The sequence below is a fragment of the Pseudochelatococcus lubricantis genome, assembly GCF_011762225.1.
Lineage (GTDB): Bacteria > Pseudomonadota > Alphaproteobacteria > Rhizobiales > Beijerinckiaceae > Pseudochelatococcus > Pseudochelatococcus lubricantis.
On record NZ_JAASQI010000003.1, the window covers coordinates 538,476 to 561,985 of the forward strand.

The following is a 23,510-nucleotide window of genomic DNA, read 5'->3' on the forward strand; positions in this document are numbered from 1 at the left end:
TCCTTCAGAAAGCGACCTGCGACAGCTTGATATTCAGGAAGTCGTGGATGCCCTCGCTGCCCCCTTCCCGGCCCATGCCGCTCAGCTTGATGCCGCCGAACGGCGCCTCCGCCGCCGCCAGCGCGAAGCTGTTGACGCCGACCATGCCGGCCTCGATGCCGGCCACGGCTTCGCGCGCACGCGCCGCGCTCTGCGTGAAGACATAGGCCGCAAGGCCGAAGCCGCCTGCATTGGCGCGGGCATAGACCTCGTCCGCGCTACCGAAGGGCGTGATCGCCGCGATGGGGCCGAAGTTCTCTTCCGCCAGCGCTTTCGCGTCGTCCGGCACGTCCTTCAACACAGTCGGCTCGAAGAAGTAGCCGCCGCTGCCGTCCTGCAGGCGCTTGCCGCCCGTGAGCAGCTTCGCACCGCGCTTCTGCGCGTCCGCGACGACGGCCTCGATGGCCTCCAGCCGGCGCAGGTTGATGATGGGGCCCATCTCGGACGTTTCGTCAAGGCCATGCCCGACTTTCAGGGCCGCCGCGCGCCGCGCGAACTCGTCCGTGAACCGTTCGTAGAGGGACTCGTGGATATAGAAACGGTCCGGACTGACGCAAACCTGCCCGGCATTGGCGTATTTCGTCGGCACAGCAAGATCGAGCAGCCTGTCGAAATCGGCATCGTCGAAGGCGACGAGCGGTGCGTTGCCGCCGAGTTCCATGCTGAGCCGCTTCACCGTCTCCGCCGAGTCGCGGATCATCTGCTGACCCACCGCGGTGGACCCGGTCAGCGTGATCTTGCGGACATCAGGAGATTCGACAAGGGTTTGATATGTTGTGGACGTCGGTCCAGCGACGAGGCCGACCACGCCCGCCGGAATGCCCGCTTCGCGTATGCAATCGATGATGACCATGGCGCTGCCCGGCGTCTCGCTGGAGGGGCGCACGATGACGGAACAGCCGGCGGCGAGCGCCGGCGCGACCTTGCGGGCCACCAGAACAGCCGGAAAATTCCATGCCGTGAAAGCAGCCACGATGCCCACGGGCTCGTGGTGGACCTCGATGCGCCCGCCCGGCGCGCGGCTTTCGACGATACGCCCGTAGATACGGCGCGCCTCTTCCGCGTACCAGCGGAACTGGTCCGTCGACAGCCCCCATTCCCGGCGCGACTGGGCAAGCGGCTTGCCCGTCTCCAGCGTGATGATGCGCTCGGCCTCTTCAGCGCGCGCGATCATGCGGTCCGCCACGGCATGCAGCGCATCGGCCCGCGCCCACGCCGGCGTCGACCGCCAGACCTGCAGCCCCGCCCCGGCGGCGGCGATCGCCTCCTGAACATCGGCCACGCCCGCCGCCGGCACGGAGCCGATGACGGTCCCCTTGCCGGGATCCTGCACCTCGATGACGCCCTCGCCGCCCACGGAGCGCCAGCCGCCGTCGATGAAAAGCCCGAAATTTTCATACATGCGTATTTCCTCACCCTGGGGCTGGCGTTCCGACGCCATCCACGCTGCAACTTTTGTTGCGTTTATTCGTTATGTCGCTAGAGTCGATGCAAAGTGCTTTCCCAACCAGCTTGAATCGGGGGCAAAAACGGTGGACTTCGGGATCGTCAGCCACCCGCCAAAGGGGTGCCATTCCTGATGCGTCGTCGCGATAGCGCTTTGCAATAAAAATTGTCCATTGATTTATTTCGCAACAATTATTCTATGTCAAGCCATTTCATGCAATAAATCGTGCACGGGACATCCGTAACCCGCGACGGCGTCCGGCTTCGTCCGGTTCCCCTCCCTTCCGGCGCATTCCCGTCGTGCGTCGCCGAGCATGAAGAGCAGAACCATGGCCAGGAAAGACAAGAACATCGCGAACCAGGTGCCCGGCAACTACGAGGGGGTCGTCAACCTGATCACGCAGGAATACGCGAATCTCTCGGCCGGCTTCCAGCAAATCGCCCGTTTTCTCACGCAAAATCCCAACAGCGTCGCGCTGGAATCGATCAACACGCTCGCGGCCAAGTGCGGCACCCATCCGTCGAGCCTCGTGCGTTTTGCGCAGCATTTCGGCTTTTCCGGTTTCAAACACCTGCAATCGGTGTTCCAGACCCGCATCGCTACCGCCGCGCCGGGCTTTCAGGAGCGCATCCGGGCGCTGGAGAGCGAGTTGTCCCGGTATTCGAGCGCCGGCAACCTCGAACATTTCCATGCGCTCGTCGTGCGCGACATCGCCGCCCTGCAGGATCTGCTGGAGACCGTGAGCGGGGAGAATCTCGAACAGGCGGCGAAGCTGCTCGCCGGGGCTGACACCGTCTATATCGCAGGGCAATTGCGGTCCGAGCCGATCGCCTCGCTGCTGCGCTATCTGCTCACCATGCTGCACCGGCGCGTGGTGCTGCTCGATCCCTCGGGCGGGCTCGCGACCGAAATGGCGGCGACGATGACGCAGCGGGACGTGCTCGTCGCCATCGCCTTCCGGCACTATGCGAAGGAGGTGGTTACCATCGCCGAATCGGCAGCCGCGCGCGCGGTGCCGCTGGTGGCGCTGACGGACAGCCAGTTGTCGCCGCTCGCCAAGGATGCCGATGTGCTGTTCACCATCGCGGAAGACGAATACACTTTCTCCCGCTCGCTGGCCGCACCCATGTGCCTCATCCAGTCCATCGCCACCGCGACGGCCATCCGCCTGCAGCCGAATGCCGCGCAGACGCCGCGCATTCCCACGGTGACCGAGGGCATCATGCGCAAGAAGAGATAAAAACCCATATATATCAATGCATTCATAAAACATTATTGTGAACTGCAATTTTTCTTGCGATTGAATAATATCTGCAATATAAATTTCATAGCACAGACGTCGGAAAGGCGTCGGCAGTCCTGGGAGGGACCCACTCCATGTCAACGGTTCGTCTCACCACGGCGCAGGCCCTGGTGCGCTATCTCTGCGCGCAGCACACGCTGGTCGACGGAGAAAAAGTTCCCCTGTTTCCCGGCGTTTTCGCCATCTTCGGCCACGGAAACGTCACCTGCCTTTCGGAGGCGCTGGAGGCGGTGCAGGACAAGCTGCCGACGTGGCGCGCGCAGAACGAGCAATCCATGGCGCTCGCTGCCATCGGCTTCGCGAAGGCGCAGCGCCGCCGGCAGATCATGGTCGCCACCTCGTCCATCGGCCCCGGCGCGCTGAACATGGTGACGGCGGCTGGCCTCGCGCACGCAAACCGCCTGCCGGTGCTGCTGCTCGCCGGCGATACGTTCGTCAACCGGCGGCCCGACCCGGTGATGCAGCAGGTCGAGCACTTCGGCAACCCCACCGTCAACGTCAACGACGCCTTCAAGGCCGTGACCCGCTACTGGGACCGCATCGTCCATCCCGAGCAGATCGTCTCCTCCCTGCCCCAGGCGGTGGCAACGCTGCTCGACCCTGCCGACTGCGGCCCCGCCTTCATCGCCCTGCCGCAGGACGTGCAGGAAATCGCCTGGGACTATCCCGAAGCGTTCTTCGCCGAGACCGTCCACGCCATTCCCCGCCCGCGTCCGGATCGGGAGCGTCTCGCACAGGCCATCGACCTGCTGAAATCCGCGAAGCGGCCGCTGATCATCTCGGGCGGCGGCGTCCGCTATTCCGGCGCGGAGAAGGCGCTGGCGGACTTTGCCGCGCGCCACGGCATTCCCCTCTGCGAGACTATCGCCGGCAAGGGCGCGGTCGCTCACGATCATCCCGCCCATGTCGGCCCTGTCGGTATCCTCGGCTCCACCTCCGCCAACGCGCTCGCGGCAGAGGCCGATGTCGTGATCGCGGTGGGCACCCGCCTGATGGATTTCGTCACCGGATCGTGGTCGGTCTTCGCGCCGGATGCCCGCTTCCTGTCGATCAACACCGCGCGATGGGACGCGACCAAGCATCGGGCTCTCGCGGTCGTGGGCGATGCACTCGAAACAATCGCCGAGCTTGAGGCCGCCATCGGTGGCTGGACGGCGGACGGCGGCTGGACGCAAAAGGGCCGGGACGAGTTCGCCCGCTGGAATGCGGCACTCGACGATTTCCAGCGTCCGACCAACACGCCTGTCCCCACCTACGCGCAAGTCGTCGGCGTCGTGAATACGCATGCGGGTGAGCGCGACCTGCTGATCACCGCCGCCGGCGGCCTGCCGGGAGAAGCGGTGAAGAACTGGCGCGTGAAGGAGCCGAATACCTTCGATTGCGAGTTCGGTTTTTCCTGCATGGGTTACGAGATCGCCGCCGGCTGGGGCGCGGCCATGGCCGACCCGAGCCGCACGCCCGTCGTGATGATCGGCGACGGCACGTACATGATGATGAACTCCGAAATCTATTCGTCCGTTCTGTCGGGACACAAGTTCATCCTCATCGTCTGCGACAACGGCGGTTACGCCGTCATCAACCGCCTCCAGAACGCCAAAGGCGTGACGTCGTTCAACAATCTGCTCAAGGATTGCCGCGTCAAGGAGCTGTTCGGGGTCGATTTCGCGGCTCACGCACGTTCCATGGGCGCGCTGACGCGCCACGTCGAAAGCCTCGCGGAACTCGGCGAAGCCCTGGAATGGGCGAAGACGACCGACCGCACCACGGTGCTGACCATCGTCACGGACGCCTTCACCTGGACTCCCGGCGATGCGTGGTGGGATGTCGGCGTGCCGCAGGTCAGCCCGCATGAAAGCGTCCGCGAGGCGTCGCGCCAGCAGACCGAGGCGCGCACGCGGCAGCGCGTCGGCGTCTGACCCCGCCTTTCCTCTCCAGCCGTCCCGCGCAGCCGCGATGCGAAATCGCGCCCGCGAACTGCGCTTACAGGAACTGCATCCATGAAAGCCAAACTCGCCATCGCCCCCATCGCCTGGTCCAACGACGATCTGCCGGAACTCGGCGGCGACACGCCCCTCGAAACCTGTCTGCGGGAAAGCCGCGCCGCTGGCTTCTCCGGCGTGGAGACGGGCGGCAAGTTTCCGAAGACCATCGCCGCGCTGCGCGATGAACTGACCGCGCACGACCTGCAACTCGCATCAGGCTGGTACTCCGGCACCGTCCTCGACGCGCCCGACGACCTGTCGCAGGAAAAGGACAAGGTGGCCGGCCAGCTCGCGCTGTTCAGCGCGCTCGGCGCCGCGTGCCTCGCTTATGGCGAGACGGCGGGCACGATCCAGAACCGGCGCGAGGCGCCTCTCAACACGCGCCGCAGGTTGTCCGAAGATGAAATCCGCGTCTACGGCCGCCGCCTGACGCGCTTCGCCGAGCATTGCGCGGACGCTGGCGTGCCGCTGGCCTTTCACCATCACATGGGCACGGCCATCGAATCCGAGCACGACGTCGACCTGCTGATGCAGCACACGGGCGAGGCCGTCGGCCTGCTCTACGACGCCGGCCATCTCGCCTTCGCCGGCGGCGACGTGCTGCGTGTGATCGAAAAGCACGGCAGCCGTATCGTCCACGTGCACGCCAAGGACGTGCGCCTGCCGGTGATCGACAGCCTCGACAGGGGCCGGGATTCGTTCCTCGACGCGGTGCTCGCGGGTGCGTTCACGGTTCCGGGTGACGGATCTCTCGATTTCGGCGCCATCGTCCGGCGCATCGCCGATACCGGATATGAGGGCTGGTTCGTGGTCGAGGCGGAGCAGGATCCCGCCAAGGCGCCGCCGGCCGAATATGCCGTCAAGGGCTACGAGGCCCTTTCCCGGGCGCTGACCGGCGCCGGCTACACCATCGAGGGGCATGCAGCATGAGCGCGCTGGAAGGAAAGATCGCCGTCGTCACCGGCGGTACCCAGGGGCTTGGCGCGGCCATCGCCACGCTCTTCGCCGACCGCGGCGCGCAGGGCATCGTCATCTGCGGCCGCTCGCGGGACAAGGGCGAGGCGAAGGCCGAGGCCATCGGCCGGCAGACCGGCGCGCGTGTCGTGTTCCAGCAGGCCGATCTCGGCAACGTCGAGGATTGCCGCGCCGTCATCGCCCGCGCGGACAGCGAATTCGGCCGCGTCGACGCGCTCGTCAACGCCGCCGCGCTGACGGATCGGGGCACGATCCTCGACACCTCGCCCGAGCTGTTCGACGCCATGTTCGCCGTCAACGTGCGCGGGCCGTTCTTCCTGATGCAGGAGGCGCTGAAGCTGATGCGCCGGGAACAGACGGAAGGCACCGTCGTCAACATCTGCTCGATGTCGGCGGAGGCCGGCCAGCCCTTCATCGCGGCCTATTGCAGCTCGAAGGGAGCGCTGGCGACCCTGACCCGCAACACGGCCTATGCGGTGCTGCGCAACCGCATCCGCGTCAACGCCCTCAACATCGGCTGGATGGCGTCGGACGGCGAGGACCGCATCCAGCGCGAATATCACGGCGCGGCGGACAACTGGCTGGAAGAAGCCGCCGCAGCCCAGCCTTTCGGCCGACTGATCGATCCGCGCGAGGTGGCGCGGGCCGTGGCCTTCCTGTCCAGCGCGGAATCGGGCCTGATGACCGGCAGCGTCGTCAACTACGACCAGTCCGTCTGGGCCGCCTACGACTCCGCGCCGGCCCCCGCCGCGCCCCTCTAGAATCGTCGGGGCGCATCATGACGCGGAACGCCGAACCGGACGGAACGAGAAGGCCGCACGTCCTTTCCCGGCTCGCGCCCCTGTGCGCGGCGATGTTCTGCAGCTACCTCGCGATCAGCATTCCCCTGCCGGTCATCGCCGTTCACGTGCACGAGGGGCTCGGCCTCGGCACCGTCATGGCCGGGCTGGCGGTCGGTGTGCAGCCGCTCGCCAATCTGGCCGCGCGCCCCTGGGCAGGGCGCGCGGCGGACAGGGCCGGCGCGAAGCGCACGCTGATGCTGGGCCTTGGCCTTGCCTGCGCCGCCAATCTCGTCGCGCTCGCCAGCACCGCGGGCGGCATCGCTCCTGCCACGGCGCTCGCGGTTCTGCTCGTCGGGCGCGCGGTGCTCGGCGTGGGCGAGAGCCTGCTGATCACGGGCATCCTGACATGGGCGGTCGGCCGCGCGGGGCACGGCCATGCCGGGCAGGCCATGTCGTGGAACGGCGTTGCACAATACAGTGCCCTGGCGGTGGGCGCGCCCATCGGCATGGCGTTGTTCGGCGCCGCGGGCTTTCCCGCCGTCGCGATCGCCGCCGCGTGCGCGCCGCTCGCGGGGCTGGCAATCGTTGGCGCGCTTCCCGCCTGGCCGGTCTCGGGCGGTGTCCGCCTGCCACTGCACGGCGTCGTGGCGCGCATCTGGTTCCCGGGCATGCTGCTCGGATTTGCAGGGCTGGGGTTTGCGGCGCTCACCACCTTTTCCTCATTGATGTTCGCGGCGCGCGGCTGGCCCGGCGGCGGCCTTGCCCTGACGGCGTTCGGCATCGCTTTTGCCGGCGCTCGCCTTGTCGTCGGGCACCTGCCCGACAGGCTGGGCGGGCGGCGCGTGGCGGCCGCCGCGATGAGCGTGGAGGCCGCCGGACAAATGATCCTGTGGCTTGCCCCCTCACCCGCCGTCGCCCTGGCCGGCGCCGCCGTCACCGGGCTCGGCTGCTCGCTGATCTTCCCCTCGCTCGGCATCGAGGCATTGACGGCGGTGGCGCCGCAGGACAGGGGCACCGCGCTGGGCGCCTTCGCCGCGTTTCAGGACCTCGCCCTCGGGCTTGCCGGTCCCCTGCTCGGCGGCCTGATGCTCGTCGGCGACGAAGCGACGGCGTTTCTCGTCGGCTTCGTCGCGGCCGTCGCCGGCGCCACGATCTGCGGCGCGATCCGGCGCCGGCTCGCCTTCCCTCATCCGACCTGAACATGCCAAGGAGTTGGCGCAATGCGTACTCTAAAAGGTCCCGGTGTCTTTCTGGCCCAGTTCGCCGGCGACGAGCCCCCTTTCAACACGCTGGACGGCCTTGCCGGCTGGGCAGCGGAGAAGGGCTTCGAGGGCGTGCAGATCCCGACCTGGGACAGCCGGGTCATCGATCTGGAACTGGCAGCCGAAAGCCAGACCTATGTCGACGACATCAAGGGCAAACTTGCCAGCCACGGCCTCGCCGTCACCGACCTCGCAAGCCATTTGCAGGGGCAGCTCGTCGCCCTGCATCCCGCGTTCGACCTGCCGGCCGATTCCTTCGCGCCGAAAGCGGTGCACCGCAACCCCGCCGCCCGGCAGGAATGGGCGGTGCGGCAGTTGCGCCTCGCGGCCACGGCCTCACGCCGCTTCGGCCTGGACCGCCACGTCACCTTCAGCGGCACCCTGCTGTGGCCCTATCTCTATCCCTATCCGCAATGGCCGGACGGGCTGATCGCGGACGGGTTCGAGGAGCTGGCGCGGCGGTGGCGGCCCATCCTCGACCATTTCGACGCCGAAGGCGTCGACCTGTGCTACGAAATCCACCCGACGGAGGACCTGCACGACGGCCTGACTTTCGAGATGTTCCTGGAGCGTGTCGGCAACCACGCCCGCTGCAACATCATGTACGATCCGAGCCACCTCGTGCTGCAGTCCATCGACTATCTCGCCTACATCGACCACTATCACGAGCGCATTCGCGCCTTCCACGTGAAGGATGCGGAGTTCCGCCCCAACGGCAAGACGGGCGCCTATGGCGGCTATCAGCCGTGGATATCGCGGGCCGGCCGTTTCCGCTCGCCGGGCGACGGGCAGGTCGATTTCGGCGCGATCTTCTCGAAGCTCACAGCCCATGACTTCGACGGCTGGGCCGTGCTGGAGTGGGAATGCGCCCTGAAACACCCCGAGGACGGGGCGCGCGAAGGCGCGCAGTTCATCAGGAACCACATCATCCGCGTCGCGGACCGGCCCTTCGACGATTTCGTCAAGGCCGACGCCGACCGCGCCCTCAACCGCCGCATTCTCGGCCTCTGATTTTCCGGGAGACACTCAATGACAACCTCGGCAATCCCCGCCCGGCGTCTGCGCCTCGGCATGATCGGCGGCGGCGAAGGGGCCTATATCGGCGGCATCCATCGCTATGCGGCACGGCTCGACAACCATTACGACCTCGTCGCCGGCGCGTTCGACGCCGACGCCGCCCGCGGCCATCGCTTTGCCGCCCGCAACTACATCGCGCCCGACCGCTCCTATGACGACGTGCACGCGCTCGTCGCGGGCGAGAAGGCACGGCCGGACCCCGTCGACGTCGTCGCCATCTGCACGCCCAACCATACCCACTTTCCCATCGCGAAGGCACTGCTGGAAGCCGGTTTTCACATCATCTGCGAGAAGCCGATGACGACCACGCTCCAGGACGCGATCGCCCTGCACGAACTGGCGCAAGCGACGGGGCTCTTCGTCGGCGTGACCTATACCTATAGCGGCTATCCGGCCATTCATCACGCGCGGTCGCTGGTGGCGGCGGGCGAAATCGGCGCTGTGCGCGTGGTGCAGGTGGAATACCCGCTGGAATGGATGGCGACCGGCATCGAGCTGCAGGGCAACGCGCAGGCCGCCTGGCGGACGGACCCGAAGAAATCGGGCCGCGGCGGCGCCATCGGTGACATCGGCACGCATGCCTATCATCTGGCGGGATTCGTCACCGGGCTGAAGGTCGCATCCCTGTTCGCGGACCTTGCGACCTTTGTCGAGGGACGCGCGCTGGACGACAACGCCCATGTGCTGCTGCGCTACGAAGGCGGCGCGCGCGGGCTGCTGTGGGCCTCGCAGGTGGCCATCGGCCAGTCGAACAGCCTGCGCCTGCGCGTCTATGGCGAGAAGGGCAGCCTGATCTGGCAGCAGGAGCATCCCAACGAGCTGCTGCTGACGCCCCTTAACGGCTCCCCCGCCGTCATCAAGCGCGGGCGGGAGGATCTGGCGCCGGACGCCAGAGCCCGCACCCGCACGCCGCCAGGCCACCCGGAAGGCTATATCGAGGCGTTCGCGAACCTCTACACCGGCTATGCCGACGCCATCCGCGCCCGCAACGCGGGGAGCGAAGCGGCGGGCGATCGGGCGAGCATCCCGACATCGGCAGACGGCCTCAAGGGCGTCGCCTTCGTCGATGCCGTCGTCGACAGTCACCTGTCCGGCCAGTGGCTGACGCCGGCTTTCGTCTGACAGGCACGGCGCCGCCGGCGGACATCCGGGCCGGGCTCAGCCGGCTGCGTGTCCGCCGCGCCATCGGGCCGCCGCTACCCTCGGCGCGCCGTTCTGGTCGCACGCGAAAACCGCCGGCTCGAAACCGCGCCGGCGGGCGATCAGCGCCGCGACCTGCCGCTCCTGTCCGTGCCCGAATTCGAACAGCAGCCAGCCGCCCGGCACGAGAAAATCCGGCGCCTCGCGTATGAGCCGCTGATGGATCGCAAGGCCGTAGGGACCGCCGTCGAAAGCCTCGCGCGGCTCCTGCTCCAGAAGTTGCGCCTTCTCGCTGTCGAGCCGGCCAGTGGATATGTAGGGCGGGTTCGCGACGATGAGGTCGACCCGGCCTTCCAGCCCCTGCCCGTCAAACGCCGAAAACAGATCGCCGCACGACACGGTCACGCGGTCGCCGAGCCCGTGGCGGAGGACGTTGCGGCGCGTCACAGCGGCGGCGGCCTCCAGCAGATCGCTCGCCCGGATCCTGATATCCGCGTTCCGCGTCGCCAGTGCGAGGGCGATGGCGCCGCAGCCGCAGCAGAGATCCAGCACGGTCCGGATACCGGGTTCCGCCTCCATCCGGGTGAGCGCCTCCTGCACCAGCAGCTCGGTCTCCAGCCGCGGCGTCACCACGCCCGGCCCCACTTCCAGCGCCACATCCATGAAGACGGCGTCGGCATCCGCGCAAGGCCCCTCGGGCGGCGGCGCCTTGCGGTCCCGCCACGCCGCCGAGGGGCCGGAGCCGGCGCGGACTCCATCGTGCCCGGATAGCATGCTCATCATGACGCATCCCTCGCTAAGGACATTTGCGGTTGGCGACAAGTAGTACAAGGCTGCGGCGCCTTCGAAAATCATCTCTCCGGGCTAGTCCCAGGTGATGATTGCACCCTTCGCCGCAGTCGCACACGATGCAGGCGAAACAGGGCGCAGGAAATGTCGGGTTTTCGGCAGGGACGCCGCGTTTTTCGCGCCGCGCCGAGATGCCATCCGAACGAGCCCACGCCATCACAGGGACCGGAGGCCAGCCATGTGTGGAATCGTCGGTTGCTTCGCAGACCGGGCATTCCTTCGGAACGGTTCGGACGTGCTGGCACGCATGGTCGAGGCAATCGGACATCGCGGGCCCGACAGCGCGGGCGTCAGCCTCGGGGAAAGGGCCGCCCTCGGCCATGCCCGGCTGGCGATCATCGGCCTCGCGGACGGCGCGCAGCCCATGGCGATCGACGAGCCGCCGCTCTGGATCAGCTTCAACGGCGAGATATTCAACCACGTGGAGCTTCGCGAGGAACTGACGGCGCGCGGTCACCGCTTCCGCACGGCCTCCGATACAGAAGTCATCCTGCATCTCTACGCGGAAACCGGCGCGGATTGCGTCAACCGCCTCAACGGCGATTTCGCCTTTGCTCTGTGGGATGCCCGGCGGCAGCGCATGATGCTCGCGCGGGACCGGATGGGCGTGCGCCCGCTGTTCTACACCTGGCACAACGGCGCGCTGCTCTTCGCATCGGAGATCAAGGCGCTTCTGCAGGTGCCAGGAACATCCGTCGGGATCGATCAGGTTGCGCTCGACCAGATCTTCACCCTCTGGGCGCCGATCCCTCCCCGCACACCGTTCCGGGACATCCTCGAACTGCCGCCCGCGCATGTCATGCTGATAGACGGCGACGGCATGCGCATCCGGCGCTACTGGCAGCTGGCGTTCCCCGATCGTGACGAACAGCCGGACACGCGCTCCGAAGCCGACCTCGCGCGGGAGGCGCGCGCTCTGCTCGACGACGCGACGCGCATCCGCCTGCGCGCGGATGTGCCCGTCGGCTCGTATCTGTCGGGCGGCCTCGATTCCGCCATCGTCAGCGCGCTCGCGGCCCGCCACGCCGCCGCCGGCCTGCGGACCTTCTCCATCACCTTCGCCAGCGCGGAGCATGACGAGAGCGCGCAGCAGGCGGAGATGGTCCGCGCGCTCGGCAGCCGCCATTCCGCCGTTTCCTGCGACGAGGCCGACATCGCCGCCGTCTTTCCGGAGGTGGTGTGGCACACCGAGCGGCCCGTCATCCGCACCGCGCCGGCGCCCATGTATCTGCTGTCCCGGCTGGTCCGCAACGAAGGCTACAAGGTCGTGCTGACCGGAGAAGGCGCCGATGAGGTGTTCGCCGGCTACGACATCTTCAAGGAAGCCGCCGTGCGGCGCTTCTGCGCCCGCCAGCCGTCCTCCACGCGGCGGACGAAGCTTTTGGGCAGGCTCTATCCCTATCTTCACGGCCTGCAGCAATTGAATGCCGAGACGCGGGCCGCCTGCTTCGGTATTGGCAGCGACGCGCTTGACGACCCGCTGTTCTCGCACCGGTTGCGGCTGCGCAGCACGGCGGGCGCGAAGATGTTCTTCTCGGCGGACCTTCGCGACGCGCTCGCCGGCTACGACGCGACGGAGGAGATGGCGAGCCTGCTTCCCCGCGACTTCCGACGGTGGCACCCGTTGCATCAGGCGCAATATATCGAAGCGACGTGGCTGCTGCCCGGCTACATCCTGTCCAGTCAGGGCGACAGGATGGCGATGGCGCACGGCGTGGAAGGCCGCTTTCCGTTTCTCGACCATCGCGTCGTGGAATTCGCCGCCCGCGTGCCGCCCGGGCTGCAGCTCAGAACCCTCCGGGAGAAGCATCTGCTGCGGCTCGCCGCTGCCGACCTGCTGCCTCCGGCCATCGCGGCGCGGCCGAAGCAGCCCTACCGGGCGCCGGACAGCCGATCGTTCGCCGGCCCGTCGACGCCGGACTACGTGGCCGAGATGCTGTCGCCGCGCTACGTGCGCGAGGTCGGGCTTTTCAACCCGGCGTCCGTCGAGCGGCTCGCCATGAAGTCGCAAAACCTGCAGACGCAGGGCTTCCGGGACAACGCAGCCTTCGTCGGCATTCTCTCCACCCAGCTATGGCACGCCATTTTCACAGGCGCCACCTCCAAACCGGGGAGTATCGGACATGCAGACACCAGACGAACAGATCCGCGCGTTCATCGTCGAGAATTTCCTCTTTGGCGACACTCAGCGTGACATCGGCACGGCCGACTCGTTCATCGAGAACGACCTTGTCGACTCCACCGGCATTCTCGAACTCGTGGCCTTCGTGGAAGACACCTTCGGGATCACGGTCGACGATGCCGAGATCGTGCCTGCCAATTTCGACTCGATCGGCAAGGTCCGCGACTACGTGCTCCGCAAGAACCGCATGGCCGGCAGCGCGGCCGATGCCGACGCGGCCTGAAGGGAGACGGCGATGCGCATCGAGGATTTCCTGCGGGCGAGCGCGCGCGCCGACGGCGGCAAAACCGCCCTGATCACGCGCGAAACCAGCCTGACCTATCCCATGCTCGACGACCTGTCGGACCGTCTGGCGGGCGCGCTGGCGGCACGGGGCGTTGAGCGGGACGATCGCGTCGCGATCTTTATGGACAATTGCTGGCAGGCGGCGGTGGCGATCTTCGCCGTGCTGAAAGCGGGCGCCGTATTCAGCCCGATCAATCCTTCCACGAAGGCGGACAAGCTCGCCTACGTGCTGCGCAACTGCCGCGCGCGCGCCGTGATCACCCAGGCGAAGCTTATGCCGGTGGCGGCCCAGGCAATATCGGATTGTCGAAGCGTATGCCTGACCGTCGTCGCCGGCGACGCGGCGGCCGGCGCCCAGCCGCCGGCCGCCGCTACAGAGGGCGCCGCCGGCGTGCTGGCCTTCGAGGACGCCGTGGCCGCGGAAGCCCGTCCGCCGGCGCATCGCGGCATCGACTGCGATCTCGCCATGCTGATTTACACGTCCGGCTCCACCGGTCGCCCGAAGGGCGTCATGATGACCCACAGGAACGTCGAGGCGGCGGCGACATCGATCGTAACCTATCTCGAAGGCACGCCCAACGACGTCATCCTCAACGTGCTGCCCATAGCCTTCGACTACGGGCTTTACCAGCTCATCATGGCGGTCAAGCTCGGCGCGACGCTCGTCCTCGAAAAATCCTTCGCCTTCCCGCAGGAAATCTTCGGGGCGATGCAGCGCCACCGGGTGACGGGACTGCCGCTGGTGCCCACCATGGCAGCCATGATCGTGCGGTCGACGGCGCTGGCGCCGGGCATGTTTCCCGACCTGCGCTACATCACCAACACGGCGGCCGCGCTGCCGCCGGCGCACATCGCGCGGCTGCGGGAACTGTTCCCGCACGTGCGGCTCTACTCGATGTACGGCCTCACGGAATGCAAGCGCTGCACCTATCTGCCCCCGGGGGAACTGGACGCGCGGCCTGGCTCGGTGGGCATCGCCATACCCGGCACGGAAGCCTTCGTGGTGGATGAGGCGGGCAGGCAGGTGCCTCCCGGCGTCGAGGGCGAGCTTGTCATCCGCGGCCCGCACGTGATGCAGGGCTACTGGGAGGACGAGGAGGCAACCCGGCGGGCGCTGCGGCCAGGGCCCCATCCGTGGGAGAAGGTGCTCTACACCGGCGACCTGTTCAGGACGGACGCACAGGGCTTCCTGTATTTCGTCGCCCGCAAGGACGACATCATCAAGACGCGCGGCGAGAAGGTCGCGCCCCGGGAGGTGGAGACCGTGCTCCACGCCTGTCCCGGCATCGCGGAGGCGGTGGTCGTCGGCATGCCCGATCCGCTGCTCGGACAGGCGGTCTGCGCCATCGTCGTCGCCAGCGATCCGTCGCTGACCGCCCGCGACGTCATCCGGCACTGCGCGGCCCATCTGGAGGACTTCATGGTGCCGCGCACCGTCGCCTTTCGCGACGCCCTGCCCACGACCGACACCGGCAAGACCAGCCGGCGGCTCGCCGCGGAAACACTGGAGATCGCATCATGAGCATGACCGCCCCCCACGGCGCCCGCGGCCTCTCGCTGGCGATCGACCCCGCGATGGAGACGGCGCGGATCGCCGACACGCTGCGGCGGCAGGTGCGGCAGGACCTGCGCAAGCGCGGCATCGTGCTCGGCCTGTCGGGTGGCATCGATTCCAGCGTCTGCGCCGCCTTGGCCACGCGCGCGGTCGGTGCCGCAAACGTGTTCTGCGTGCTGATGCCGGAAAGGGATTCCGATCCCGAGAGCCTCGAACTCGGGCAACTCGTCGCCGACACCTACGGCCTCGCCAGCGCTGTCGAGGACATCGGCCCCATGCTCGACGCCATGGGATGCTACGCGCGGCGCGACGCAGCCATCCGGCAGGTCGTTCCCGAGTACGGCCCCGGCTGGTCATGCAAGATAGCCATCTCCGACGCGCTGGCCGGCGGATACGCGATCTCGTGGCTGGTGGTTCAGGACCCGGAGGGGCACATCCGCAAGCTGCGCATGCCGCCGGCCGTGTATCTCGCCATCGTCGCCGCCACCAACATGAAGCAGCGCACGCGCAAGCAGATCGAGTACTACCACGCCGACCGCCTCGGCCACGCGGTTCTGGGCACGCCGAACCGGCTGGAATACGATCAGGGCTTTTTCGTCCGCAACGGAGACGGCGCCGCCGACGTCAAGCCCATCGCGCATCTCTACAAGACACAGGTCTATGCCCTCGCCGCCCATCTCGGCGTGCCGGAGAGAATCCGCCGCCGCCCGCCGACGACTGACACATGGCCGATGGCCCAGTCGCAGGACGAATTCTATTTCGCCCTGCCCTACGACCGCATGGATCTGTGCCTCTACGGTCTCGATCAGGGTGTTCAGAGAACCGCCGTGGCCGAAGCGGCCGGCCTGACGGAGGAGCAGGTCGACCTGGTCTGGCAAGACATCGTTTCAAAACGCAAGGCCACCCGCAACCTGCACAGGGAGCCGCTGCTGGTCGAGCCGGTCCTCGACCCATAGCGCTCACAGGCGGCTCGGAGGGACGTCATTCGGAGGGATGAAACCATGCGGGCTTTGGAAAAAATGGAAGAAACCCGGGAAAAAACGGAAGAAACCCGGCGAAACGCGGACGAAGCCCGGCTCCGCCGGCTGGAAAAGCTGCGCTTCTGGCGGCGGGCCTGCGCCGACTCCAGCACGCTGACGACGCCTTACAACCTGTCCGCCGACGGCAATCCGCTCTTCTTCTTTCACGGAGACTTCGACACCGGCGGCCTCTACGTGCGCCGGCTCGCCGCCCTGTCCGGCCAGCCGATCGTCGCCGTCGCGCCGCAGGGGCTGCACGACGATCCGCTGCCTCCGTCCATCGAGGACATGGCCGCCGCGCGGCTGCCGGAAATCCTGCGCGTCCGCCCCCACGGCCCATATCGGCTCGGAGGCTACTGCAACGGCGCGCTCGTCGCATACGAGACGGCGCGTCTCCTTGAAGCGCGCGGCGAGGCGGTGGAAGTCCTCATCCTGCTGGAGCCTTCCTCGCTCAACACGCGCCCCGCCTACGTCGCCGCGCACAGATGGATCGCGCGCCTTCTCGACCCCACCGGCGCGGGCTCCGAGACGTCCCGCAGGCGGATCGGCTCGGCGATGTGGGCGGTGTGGTCGCTCGGACGCATCCTGAAGATGTCGCCCTCGGAAATCGCCGGGCTGGCGCGATACATCCACGACCGCCGGGCGAAACGGCGTCAGCGGCTGCGGGACACGTCGCACGAGACGGACGGCGAACGGCTCCTGCAGGAAAAGGCCGCCCGCCTGACCAACGCCCACTATCGCGCCAGCGCGGCGCACGTGCCCGGGCCCGTCGATTTTCCCGTCGTCGCCATGTCGACCGGCCGCGACGGCGGCGGGCGCGTGAGCGATCTCTACGACGCCGTGTCGTGGCAGGCGGTCTGCCGGCGCTTCAGCCACCTGCGCCTGCCGGGGCATCACTCGACCTGCCTCAGCGAAGGCGTCGACACCCTCGCCGGGCACCTCTCGACAATTCTCGCGCCAGACGCAACCGCCGCCGCGCCTGTCCCGCGCACGGCACAGCCCGCATCCGACTGATGAATGCCGGAGAACGTGTCATGGACCAACGTGTCATGGACCAGCTCGTCGCCTACGAATATCGCGACAAGGTGGCGTTGCCGCAGCCTCCGGAAAGCCGCGTGCGGCGTGATGCGCGCTTTTCGCTGTGGCGCTTCCTGGCGGGCTTCTGCATCGTGTTGGTGCTGGCCGCCTGCGCCTGGCCGCACCTGCCACGGGTCTACGTGGCGATGGAGACCCTCGTGCTCCGCCCCACCGGCCTCAACGGGCCAGTGGACCCCACCGCCGCCATGCGCCAGCCGCTGGATGAGAGCGCGGTGCTGTCCGAACTCGACATGCTGAGGCTCGACGGCCTCGTCGACCATGTCATCGCCCGGCACGGCCTCGATGCCGACCCCGAGTTCGCGCCCTCGCGGGGGCCGGCGGAACTGCTGGTCCGGGCGGCGGACAGGTGGCCCGGCATATTCCCGCGGCCGCAACGCGCCGAGAACCGGGAGCGCGACACCGCCGAGCTGCGTCGCAACGTGCGCGACCATTTCGTGATCGACCGCGACCGGCGCTCCTACACCTTCCGCGTGGGCTTCCGGTCGAGCGATCCCCACAAGGCGGCCGCCGTGGCGGCGACGATCGTGCAACAGTTCGTGGACATGCAGGTGGAGCGCAAGCGGGCCATCCTGGAGAACGTCACTGCTCATCAGGCCGAGCGTGAGCACGCCCTGCGCGACCGCGCCGGGGCAGCGCGGCGGGAGATCCTGGAGTTCCGGATCGCGACCGGCCTCATCGATCAGGGCGCGCGCGCCTCGCTGGAAGCGCAGCTCGCCGCCCTCAGCGCGGAAGCGGCGGCCACCCACGCGCGCGCCATCGAGGCGACGACGCGCGCGCAGATGCTCGCCAGCATGCAGGAACAGGGAACGCTGGACGGCGCGCCGGAGGTGCTGTCCTCGCCCATCGTCCAGCAGCTCAACCAGTCCCTCTCGGCGGCGTTCGCGCGGCCGACGATCTTCCCGGCGGAGGTCAACGCGATCAAGGAGCAAATCGCCGCCAGCCGCGACCGCATCCTCGTGGCCGCGCAGGCCGAGGCCGCCAACTGGATCAAGCGGCGATCGCTGATAGAGGACGAGCTGCGCGACATACGGGAGCGCCTCGTGGAGTTGAACAAGAACCAGTTTCGCCTCGATGCGATGATGCAGGAAGCGGCCAATGCCGACGCCGCCTTTCTCGAAGCGCTGACGAGCCTGCGGTCGATGGCGGCGCCGAACGGGCTGCAGCCCGATGTCGAGGTCGTTTCCCCGGCCACGGTTCCCGACCGGCCCGCCTTCCCGTCGCCCATCCCGTTCGGCGCCGGCGTCCTCGTGCTGGGCGTGCTGGCGGGGGCTGCCCTGAACCCGAGACCGCTTCTGCGCGGTGTGCAGCGGCTGGTGACGGGATGAGCACGTCCGGCCCCCTCCGGAAACGGGAACCCACGGCCAGCGGCGACGTTGCCCGCGCCGGTTTCCCGCCGTTCGCCGCCGTCGTGGCCATCGCGCTGGCGAGCGGCGTCTGGCTGCTGGCGGTCGCGGCCTTCGGCCCCACAGTCCCGGCCGTCCTTCTCGCCCCCGGCGTGCTGCTGGCCGCGGCCGCCGGCGCCACCCTCTTCGGCGCCGCCGCCCTGTGCTTTCCGCGCGCCATCGCCGGCCTCGTCGTGCTCGTGGCGTTCGGGTTGAGCATCTCCTTCCGGATACGGGAGCAGGGAGAGACGGGGCTCGATCTGCAAAACGGCATCAAGCTCATGGTGTGGCTTCTGCTGCCGGTCATCGCGCTTCTGAACGCGCGGCGCATCGCGTTCTGCCTGCGCGATCCGCTCGTGGCGACCATGGCGCTCTATGCGGCCATCGCAGTGGCGTCGACCGCGTGGTCTCCGATCCCGGCCTATACGGGGGCGTCGGCGCTGGGCCTGTCGAGCTATCTGCTGCTGGCCTGCCTTGCCGCCGCGACGTCGGGCGAGGCGGCCTTGCTGCGGCTGCTGATCTTCACGCTGGTCACCTACGCCCTGCTGACGCTCGCTTCCGCCGTCCTGCTTCCGCAGATGGCGTGGATGCTGCCGGCGGGCGGCGGCGATACGACGCTGCGCCTGCAGGGGCTGTCCGGCCATCCCAACGTGTTGGGTGAACAGATGGCCGTGCTGGTGACGCTGTCGGTCATCGCGCGGCGCGAGGGCGTGATCGGACGCCCGGCGTTTCTCGTCGGAATCGCGTCGGGCTTTCCGATCCTGATCGGCACGGAAAGCCGGACGACGCTGTTCGCCGTCATCGTCTCGTGGGGCATCGTCGCGGCGCGCCAGCGGAAGTTGCTGCTGCCCGTCGTCTGCGCCGTGGGCCTGCTCGCCGCCATGGCGATACTGAGCGTCGCGCTTGGCTACGAGCCCGTCCCGAAGGACCTGCTGGCGACAGTCAGCCGCTCCGGCTCCCTCTCCGAGCTGACGACGCTGACCGGGCGCACAGACCTCTGGGAGGTCGCCGTGGAGCTGATCGGCGCGCGCCCGCTGCACGGCTGGGGCTTCAACGGCACGGAGGCGCTGTTCGTCGCCAACGTCGGACGCGGCTTCGTCGGCGACCCCGTGAACGCGCACAACATGTATCTTCAGTCCGCGCTGTCGCTGGGCCTCGTCGGCTCCCTGCCCGGTTTCGCGGTGCTCGCGATCCTGATCGGCCGGATGATCCGGGTGCCGGACCCGACGCGCGACCAGTTCGTGCTGCTGGTGCTCTTCATCGGCCTTGCGGAGGTCGGCATATTCGCGACGCCGACGCTTCTGACGCTCGTCTTCTTCATGTTTCTGGCGTTCGAGGCGCTCAATGCGCCCTCGCCCGCCATGCGTTCGCCATTCCGCCGGACAGGAGACGCCATGCCATGACCACGCAACCGGAAAAGTTGGGCACCCGGCCGACTCCCGCCTGCTCTCCCGGCGGAGTCGATGCCTTCATGGTCGTCCGCAACGAGATGGAGCGGCTGCCGGACATTCTGGACCATCACCGCAGGCTGGGGGTGGAGCGCTTCTTTATCACCGACAATGCATCGGAAGACGGCACCGCCGCCTATCTGCTGCGGCAACCGGACTGCTGCACCCACTACACGACGGATTCGTTCCGCGACGCGGGATGCGGCATGGACTGGATCAACGAACTCGTGCGCCGTCACGGGCAGGACCGCTGGTGCCTGTTCATCGATGCCGACGAGTTGTTCGTCTATCCCCATGCCGACACCGTCAGCCTGCCCGATTTCTGCCGCTTCCTCGCCGCCACCGGCGCGCAGGGCGTGTTCGCGATCATGGTGGACATGTACTCGCCCGGCCCGATCGGGGAAGCGCGCTATCGCCCGGGCACGCGCCTCGTCGAAGCCTGCCCGCTCTACGACACGGACTACCGGCTGCGGCGAAAGCTCACCTCGCCGTTCTCGCCGTCTTTCCAGAATGTCGAGGCGCACGGCGGGCCGCGCCACCGGGTATTCTATCCGGAATTCAGCGACAAGGGCCTGCTCGGCACGACGCTCGCACGGGCGTTGCGCGTCCTGCGTCACAGCAGGCTCGGCGGCGCCCTCGGCCTCGAACGCACCAGCCTCGGCATCTATCCGCCCGAGATCACCAAGATCCCGCTTATTCACGCCGGGCCGGACCGTTATTGGGCCACCAACCACCGCTCGACGCCGCTCGCCATCGCGCCGGTCACCGGCGCCCTTCTGCATTTCAAGCTGCTGTCGAGCTTCTCGGAGCGGGCCTACACGGAGATCAGGCGCAAGGAACACTGGGGCGGGGCCACCGAATACGCTCGCTACGCCGCGCTTCTGGAGCAGCAGGCGGACATCCGCTTCGTCTACGAAGGCAGCCGTCGCTATCACGCGCCGGACGACCTGCTGCGCGACGGAATCATCAGGTCCTCGCGGGCGTTCGACGACTATGCGTCGACGTGGCGGGAGGAAGAAAGCGGCCTCCCGCAGGCGGCGATGGGACCATCGCCGCCTGCGGGAGGAGTCCCGGCATGATGAAAGCCGCCCTGTCCACCGCGCCCCTGCCCGATGCCGCGCCGCCCTCCGCCTCCCCGGCCGCCGCGGAGGTGGTGCGCACGCCACGTGCCTACCGCTTCCTGCGCCGGCATCCGGCGTTTGCCTGGCTCGGCCGGCCGGCCGTCTACGCGATGGGCGCCATCGTGCTGACCGGCCTCGGCGCGGGCACCACCATCATCGCGCCGCGCCTGCTCGACCCCGCCTCTTTCGGCGCTTTCACGCTGCTCACGAGCCTGTTCGGCTACGCCGGCGGCGCCGACCTCGGCCTGTCGCAGCTGGCCGACCGGCGGATCGCGGGGCGGGCCGACGGCGCGGCGCATGCCGCTGCCATCATGCGGGCGCGCTGGGTGGTGGGTGGGCTCGTGCTGGCGCTACTGCTACCGCTGACGATGCTGATATCGGCGTCCAGCGGCGCACTTTCGCCGTTCGACAGCCTGCTCGCTGCCACCGGCGGCGTGGCCGGCATGATCGCCAACGGACCCGTGACGCTTTTCCGGGCGGCCACGCGCATCTGGGACTTCACCTTCACCGCCCTGCTGCTGCACGCGGGCATGACCTTTCCCCGCCTCATGGGCATTCTGCTGGGCGGGGTCACCGGCTGTTTCGCCGCTCTTGCCGTGTGGTACGGCGCGTGCATGCTGTTGCTCGCCCGCCCGGCCGCACGGCCGGCGGAAGCCCCGGAGCGGACGCTGCCGATCGTGCGCGCGGCGCTGCCGCTGTTCGCCTTTCAGGCGGCATGGCTCGTCTATCTCACGGCGAACAGGTGGATTTCGTCGCTCGTCTCGACGCCGTACGAACTCGGCCTTTTCTCTTTCGGCGCGTCGCTCGCCACGGTGGGCATGTCCCTGCTCGGCACCTTCTCGCAGGTCCGCTATCCCGCGTTGATGACACGCATGCGCGCATCCGCGCCCGACCAGGCTTCCGCACTGCTGGAGCGGGAGATGATGTTCGTCGCCCTTGCCATGATCGCGCTCGCCGTTCTGGCCCGCCTGCTGGCGCCGCCGCTGGTGCCACTGGCTTTTCCCGGCTACGGCGGGGCGGCTCCGGCCACGGTCACGCTCGCGGTTTCCTGCGTGCCCCTCGGCGTGTTGGCATGGACCATGCCCATGGTCATCATGGAAGCGCGCACGCCGGTGCGGGAGGCAGCGGCGGTCTTCCTGCCCGCCTTCTCCGTCATGGGGCTGGCGATGCTGGCGGGGCACAGGGCAGGCGGCATAGACGGGCAGGCATGGGGATATGCGCTCGCGGCCCTTTTCCTGCTCCTGGCCGTGCTGGTGTTGATGCGCCGTCTGCGCATGCTGACCCGGGCTGCGGTTTTCCGCGTCGCCGCCCTTCAGGCGACGGCGATCCTCACCCTCGCCGCCCTCGCCATCCTGGCGCCGGCTGCGGCAGGGCCTGCCCGCCCCATCGCCACGGAACACTGGCCGGTGGTCTTCGAGGAGACGTTCGATACGCTCAGCCTGCGCCAGGACGATTCCGGCATCTGGGAGCCCCACTATCCCTGGGGCGGACGTTCCAACGAGGGCAACAGGGAGATGCAATACTACATCGACCCCCGGCCCGGCGGGGACGCTCCGGCCGTACAGGCGCTCGCGCCCTACACGGTCTCCGGCGGCATTCTCGCCATCCGCGCGATCCAGGTTCCCGAGGCCCTGCGGGCGCAAACGCGCGGTTACGCCTATGCGGCCGGGCTGCTGACCACGGTGCGCAGCTTCGCGTTCAGATACGGCAAGGTCGAAATCCGCGCACGGGTGCCGAAGGGGCGCGGGTTGTGGCCGGCGTTCTGGCTGCTGCCCGCCGACCGGACGTGGCCGCCGGAAATCGATGTGTTCGAGGTGATCGGCCACGACACGGCAACCTTGCACGTGACGGCCCACAGCGGCATTTCCCCGCCGGCGCCCGGCCGCTCGCGCCAGTCGGGAGCGGCCATCGCCGTCCCGGATCTGTCGCAGGATTTCCACGTCTACGGCGTGATCTGGACGCCGGAGCGGATCGTCTGGACGCTCGACGGCGCAAGCGTGTTCGAGACGCGCACGCCGCGCGACCTTCACAAGCCGATGTTTCTCGTGTTGAACCTTGCCGTTGGCGGGCGCTGGCCCGGCGCGCCCGACGGGACGACGGCATTTCCGGCTTCGCTGCTGGTGGACTGGATCCGCGTGCGCGCCATGCCGGAGGACAGCGCGCCAACCGTCAGCGACCAGGCGGGAGCGCGGCTGAAATGAACTCTGCCGTCAAGAGATGCCGGTTCCAGGGTCGTTCCGCAGGCGCGGGGATGGAACGGCGGACGGGGAGGTGCGCACGCGCCGGGAGCGGGCGGCCGCCCGGACAACCGCCACCGCACCGGCAAGCGCGCTGCCGCCCAGCGGGGCGCTGGCAAGCGCGACCCAGAAGCCCTTCTCCCAGAGCAGGACCGGGGCGGCCGTTCCGCCGATCAGGAGTGCAGCAAGTATTGCAGGCATGCCCGTCTCCACGCTACTGCGTCAACCACAAGATTGATACCATCTCCCGGTTGAGGCAATAGCCGTCAAATACGGCAAAAATTGATGTACCGGCAATGAAAACGGGGAAGGCGGGCGTGAAAGCCG

19 protein-coding genes are annotated in these 23,510 nt (G+C 68.1%); 16 read left to right on the top strand and 3 right to left on the bottom strand.

Features of this window, described 5'->3' with window-relative positions; genetic code table 11:
* Window positions 1–4: 4 nt before the first annotated feature.
* Window positions 5–1,441 (bottom strand): NAD-dependent succinate-semialdehyde dehydrogenase, encoded by a 1,437-nt coding sequence (locus FHS82_RS09250; RefSeq protein ID WP_166951287.1) that lies wholly within the window; start codon window positions 1,439–1,441, stop codon window positions 5–7.
* Window positions 1,442–1,814: 373 nt separating this feature from the next.
* On the opposite strand from FHS82_RS09250, the gene FHS82_RS09255 reads away from it, so the two are divergent.
* The 7 genes from FHS82_RS09255 to FHS82_RS09285 all read left to right on the top strand — a co-directional run bounded on the left by FHS82_RS09255 (window position 1,815) and on the right by FHS82_RS09285 (window position 9,989).
* On the top strand, window positions 1,815–2,726 hold the full coding sequence (locus tag FHS82_RS09255; RefSeq protein WP_166951290.1) for a MurR/RpiR family transcriptional regulator: 912 nt from the start codon (window positions 1,815–1,817) through the stop codon (window positions 2,724–2,726).
* A 137-nt stretch (window positions 2,727–2,863) separates the two neighbouring features.
* Complete coding sequence (gene iolD, locus FHS82_RS09260) at window positions 2,864–4,705, top strand: 3D-(3,5/4)-trihydroxycyclohexane-1,2-dione acylhydrolase (decyclizing) (RefSeq protein ID WP_166951293.1); 1,842 nt, start codon at window positions 2,864–2,866, stop codon at window positions 4,703–4,705.
* Between the two features lie 81 nt (window positions 4,706–4,786).
* Window positions 4,787–5,701 (top strand): myo-inosose-2 dehydratase, encoded by a 915-nt coding sequence (gene iolE / locus FHS82_RS09265; protein WP_166951296.1) that lies wholly within the window; start codon window positions 4,787–4,789, stop codon window positions 5,699–5,701.
* Entirely contained in the window at window positions 5,698–6,507 is an 810-nt protein-coding gene (locus FHS82_RS09270; RefSeq protein ID WP_166951299.1) for an SDR family oxidoreductase, read from the top strand. Before iolE ends, FHS82_RS09270 begins: the two co-directional genes overlap by 4 nt.
* Window positions 6,508–6,524: 17 nt before the next feature.
* A complete protein-coding gene (locus FHS82_RS09275) occupies window positions 6,525–7,727 on the top strand; it encodes an MFS transporter (RefSeq protein WP_166951302.1) in 1,203 nt (400 codons plus the stop codon).
* A 21-nt stretch (window positions 7,728–7,748) separates the two neighbouring features.
* Entirely contained in the window at window positions 7,749–8,801 is a 1,053-nt protein-coding gene (locus FHS82_RS09280; protein ID WP_166951306.1) for a sugar phosphate isomerase/epimerase family protein, read from the top strand.
* An 18-nt stretch (window positions 8,802–8,819) separates the two neighbouring features.
* Window positions 8,820–9,989 (top strand): Gfo/Idh/MocA family protein, encoded by a 1,170-nt coding sequence (locus tag FHS82_RS09285; RefSeq protein WP_246225208.1) that lies wholly within the window; start codon window positions 8,820–8,822, stop codon window positions 9,987–9,989.
* 36 nt (window positions 9,990–10,025) lie between these two features.
* Here the strand turns inward: FHS82_RS09285 and FHS82_RS09290 are convergent, their stop codons facing one another.
* Window positions 10,026–10,787 carry a N5-glutamine methyltransferase family protein gene (locus tag FHS82_RS09290; protein WP_246225210.1) on the bottom strand — a complete coding sequence of 254 codons (762 nt, stop codon included), beginning with the start codon at window positions 10,785–10,787 and terminating at the stop codon, window positions 10,026–10,028.
* A gap of 247 nt (window positions 10,788–11,034) precedes the next feature.
* On the opposite strand from FHS82_RS09290, the gene asnB reads away from it, so the two are divergent.
* The 9 genes from asnB to FHS82_RS09335 all read left to right on the top strand — a co-directional run bounded on the left by asnB (window position 11,035) and on the right by FHS82_RS09335 (window position 23,147).
* A complete protein-coding gene (gene asnB / locus FHS82_RS09295) occupies window positions 11,035–13,050 on the top strand; it encodes an asparagine synthase (glutamine-hydrolyzing) (RefSeq protein WP_166951309.1) in 2,016 nt (671 codons plus the stop codon).
* Window positions 12,980–13,261 carry an acyl carrier protein gene (locus FHS82_RS09300; protein WP_166951312.1) on the top strand — a complete coding sequence of 94 codons (282 nt, stop codon included), beginning with the start codon at window positions 12,980–12,982 and terminating at the stop codon, window positions 13,259–13,261. Before asnB ends, FHS82_RS09300 begins: the two co-directional genes overlap by 71 nt.
* 12 nt (window positions 13,262–13,273) lie before the next feature.
* Window positions 13,274–14,845 carry a class I adenylate-forming enzyme family protein gene (locus tag FHS82_RS09305; RefSeq protein ID WP_166951315.1) on the top strand — a complete coding sequence of 524 codons (1,572 nt, stop codon included), beginning with the start codon at window positions 13,274–13,276 and terminating at the stop codon, window positions 14,843–14,845.
* Complete coding sequence (gene nadE / locus FHS82_RS09310; protein ID WP_166951318.1) at window positions 14,842–15,834, top strand: NAD(+) synthase; 993 nt, start codon at window positions 14,842–14,844, stop codon at window positions 15,832–15,834. Before FHS82_RS09305 ends, nadE begins: the two co-directional genes overlap by 4 nt.
* A 63-nt stretch (window positions 15,835–15,897) precedes the next feature.
* Window positions 15,898–16,911: a thioesterase domain-containing protein gene (locus FHS82_RS09315; RefSeq protein WP_208394158.1), complete on the top strand. Its 1,014-nt coding sequence runs from the start codon at window positions 15,898–15,900 to the stop codon at window positions 16,909–16,911.
* A gap of 20 nt (window positions 16,912–16,931) precedes the next feature.
* Window positions 16,932–18,320 (top strand): GumC family protein, encoded by a 1,389-nt coding sequence (locus tag FHS82_RS09320; protein WP_166951324.1) that lies wholly within the window; start codon window positions 16,932–16,934, stop codon window positions 18,318–18,320.
* Window positions 18,317–19,780, top strand: a complete 1,464-nt coding sequence (locus tag FHS82_RS09325) for an O-antigen ligase family protein (protein ID WP_166951327.1) — start codon at window positions 18,317–18,319, stop codon at window positions 19,778–19,780. Before FHS82_RS09320 ends, FHS82_RS09325 begins: the two co-directional genes overlap by 4 nt.
* On the top strand, window positions 19,777–20,904 hold the full coding sequence (locus tag FHS82_RS09330) for a glycosyltransferase family 2 protein (RefSeq protein ID WP_166951330.1): 1,128 nt from the start codon (window positions 19,777–19,779) through the stop codon (window positions 20,902–20,904). The genes FHS82_RS09325 and FHS82_RS09330 overlap by 4 nt, the downstream gene beginning before the upstream one ends.
* Complete coding sequence (locus FHS82_RS09335) at window positions 20,901–23,147, top strand: family 16 glycosylhydrolase (protein WP_166951333.1); 2,247 nt, start codon at window positions 20,901–20,903, stop codon at window positions 23,145–23,147. Before FHS82_RS09330 ends, FHS82_RS09335 begins: the two co-directional genes overlap by 4 nt.
* 9 nt (window positions 23,148–23,156) lie before the next feature.
* On the opposite strand, the gene FHS82_RS09340 is transcribed toward FHS82_RS09335, so the two are convergent.
* Window positions 23,157–23,384 carry a hypothetical protein gene (locus FHS82_RS09340; protein WP_166951336.1) on the bottom strand — a complete coding sequence of 76 codons (228 nt, stop codon included), beginning with the start codon at window positions 23,382–23,384 and terminating at the stop codon, window positions 23,157–23,159.
* Window positions 23,385–23,510 lie beyond the last annotated feature (126 nt).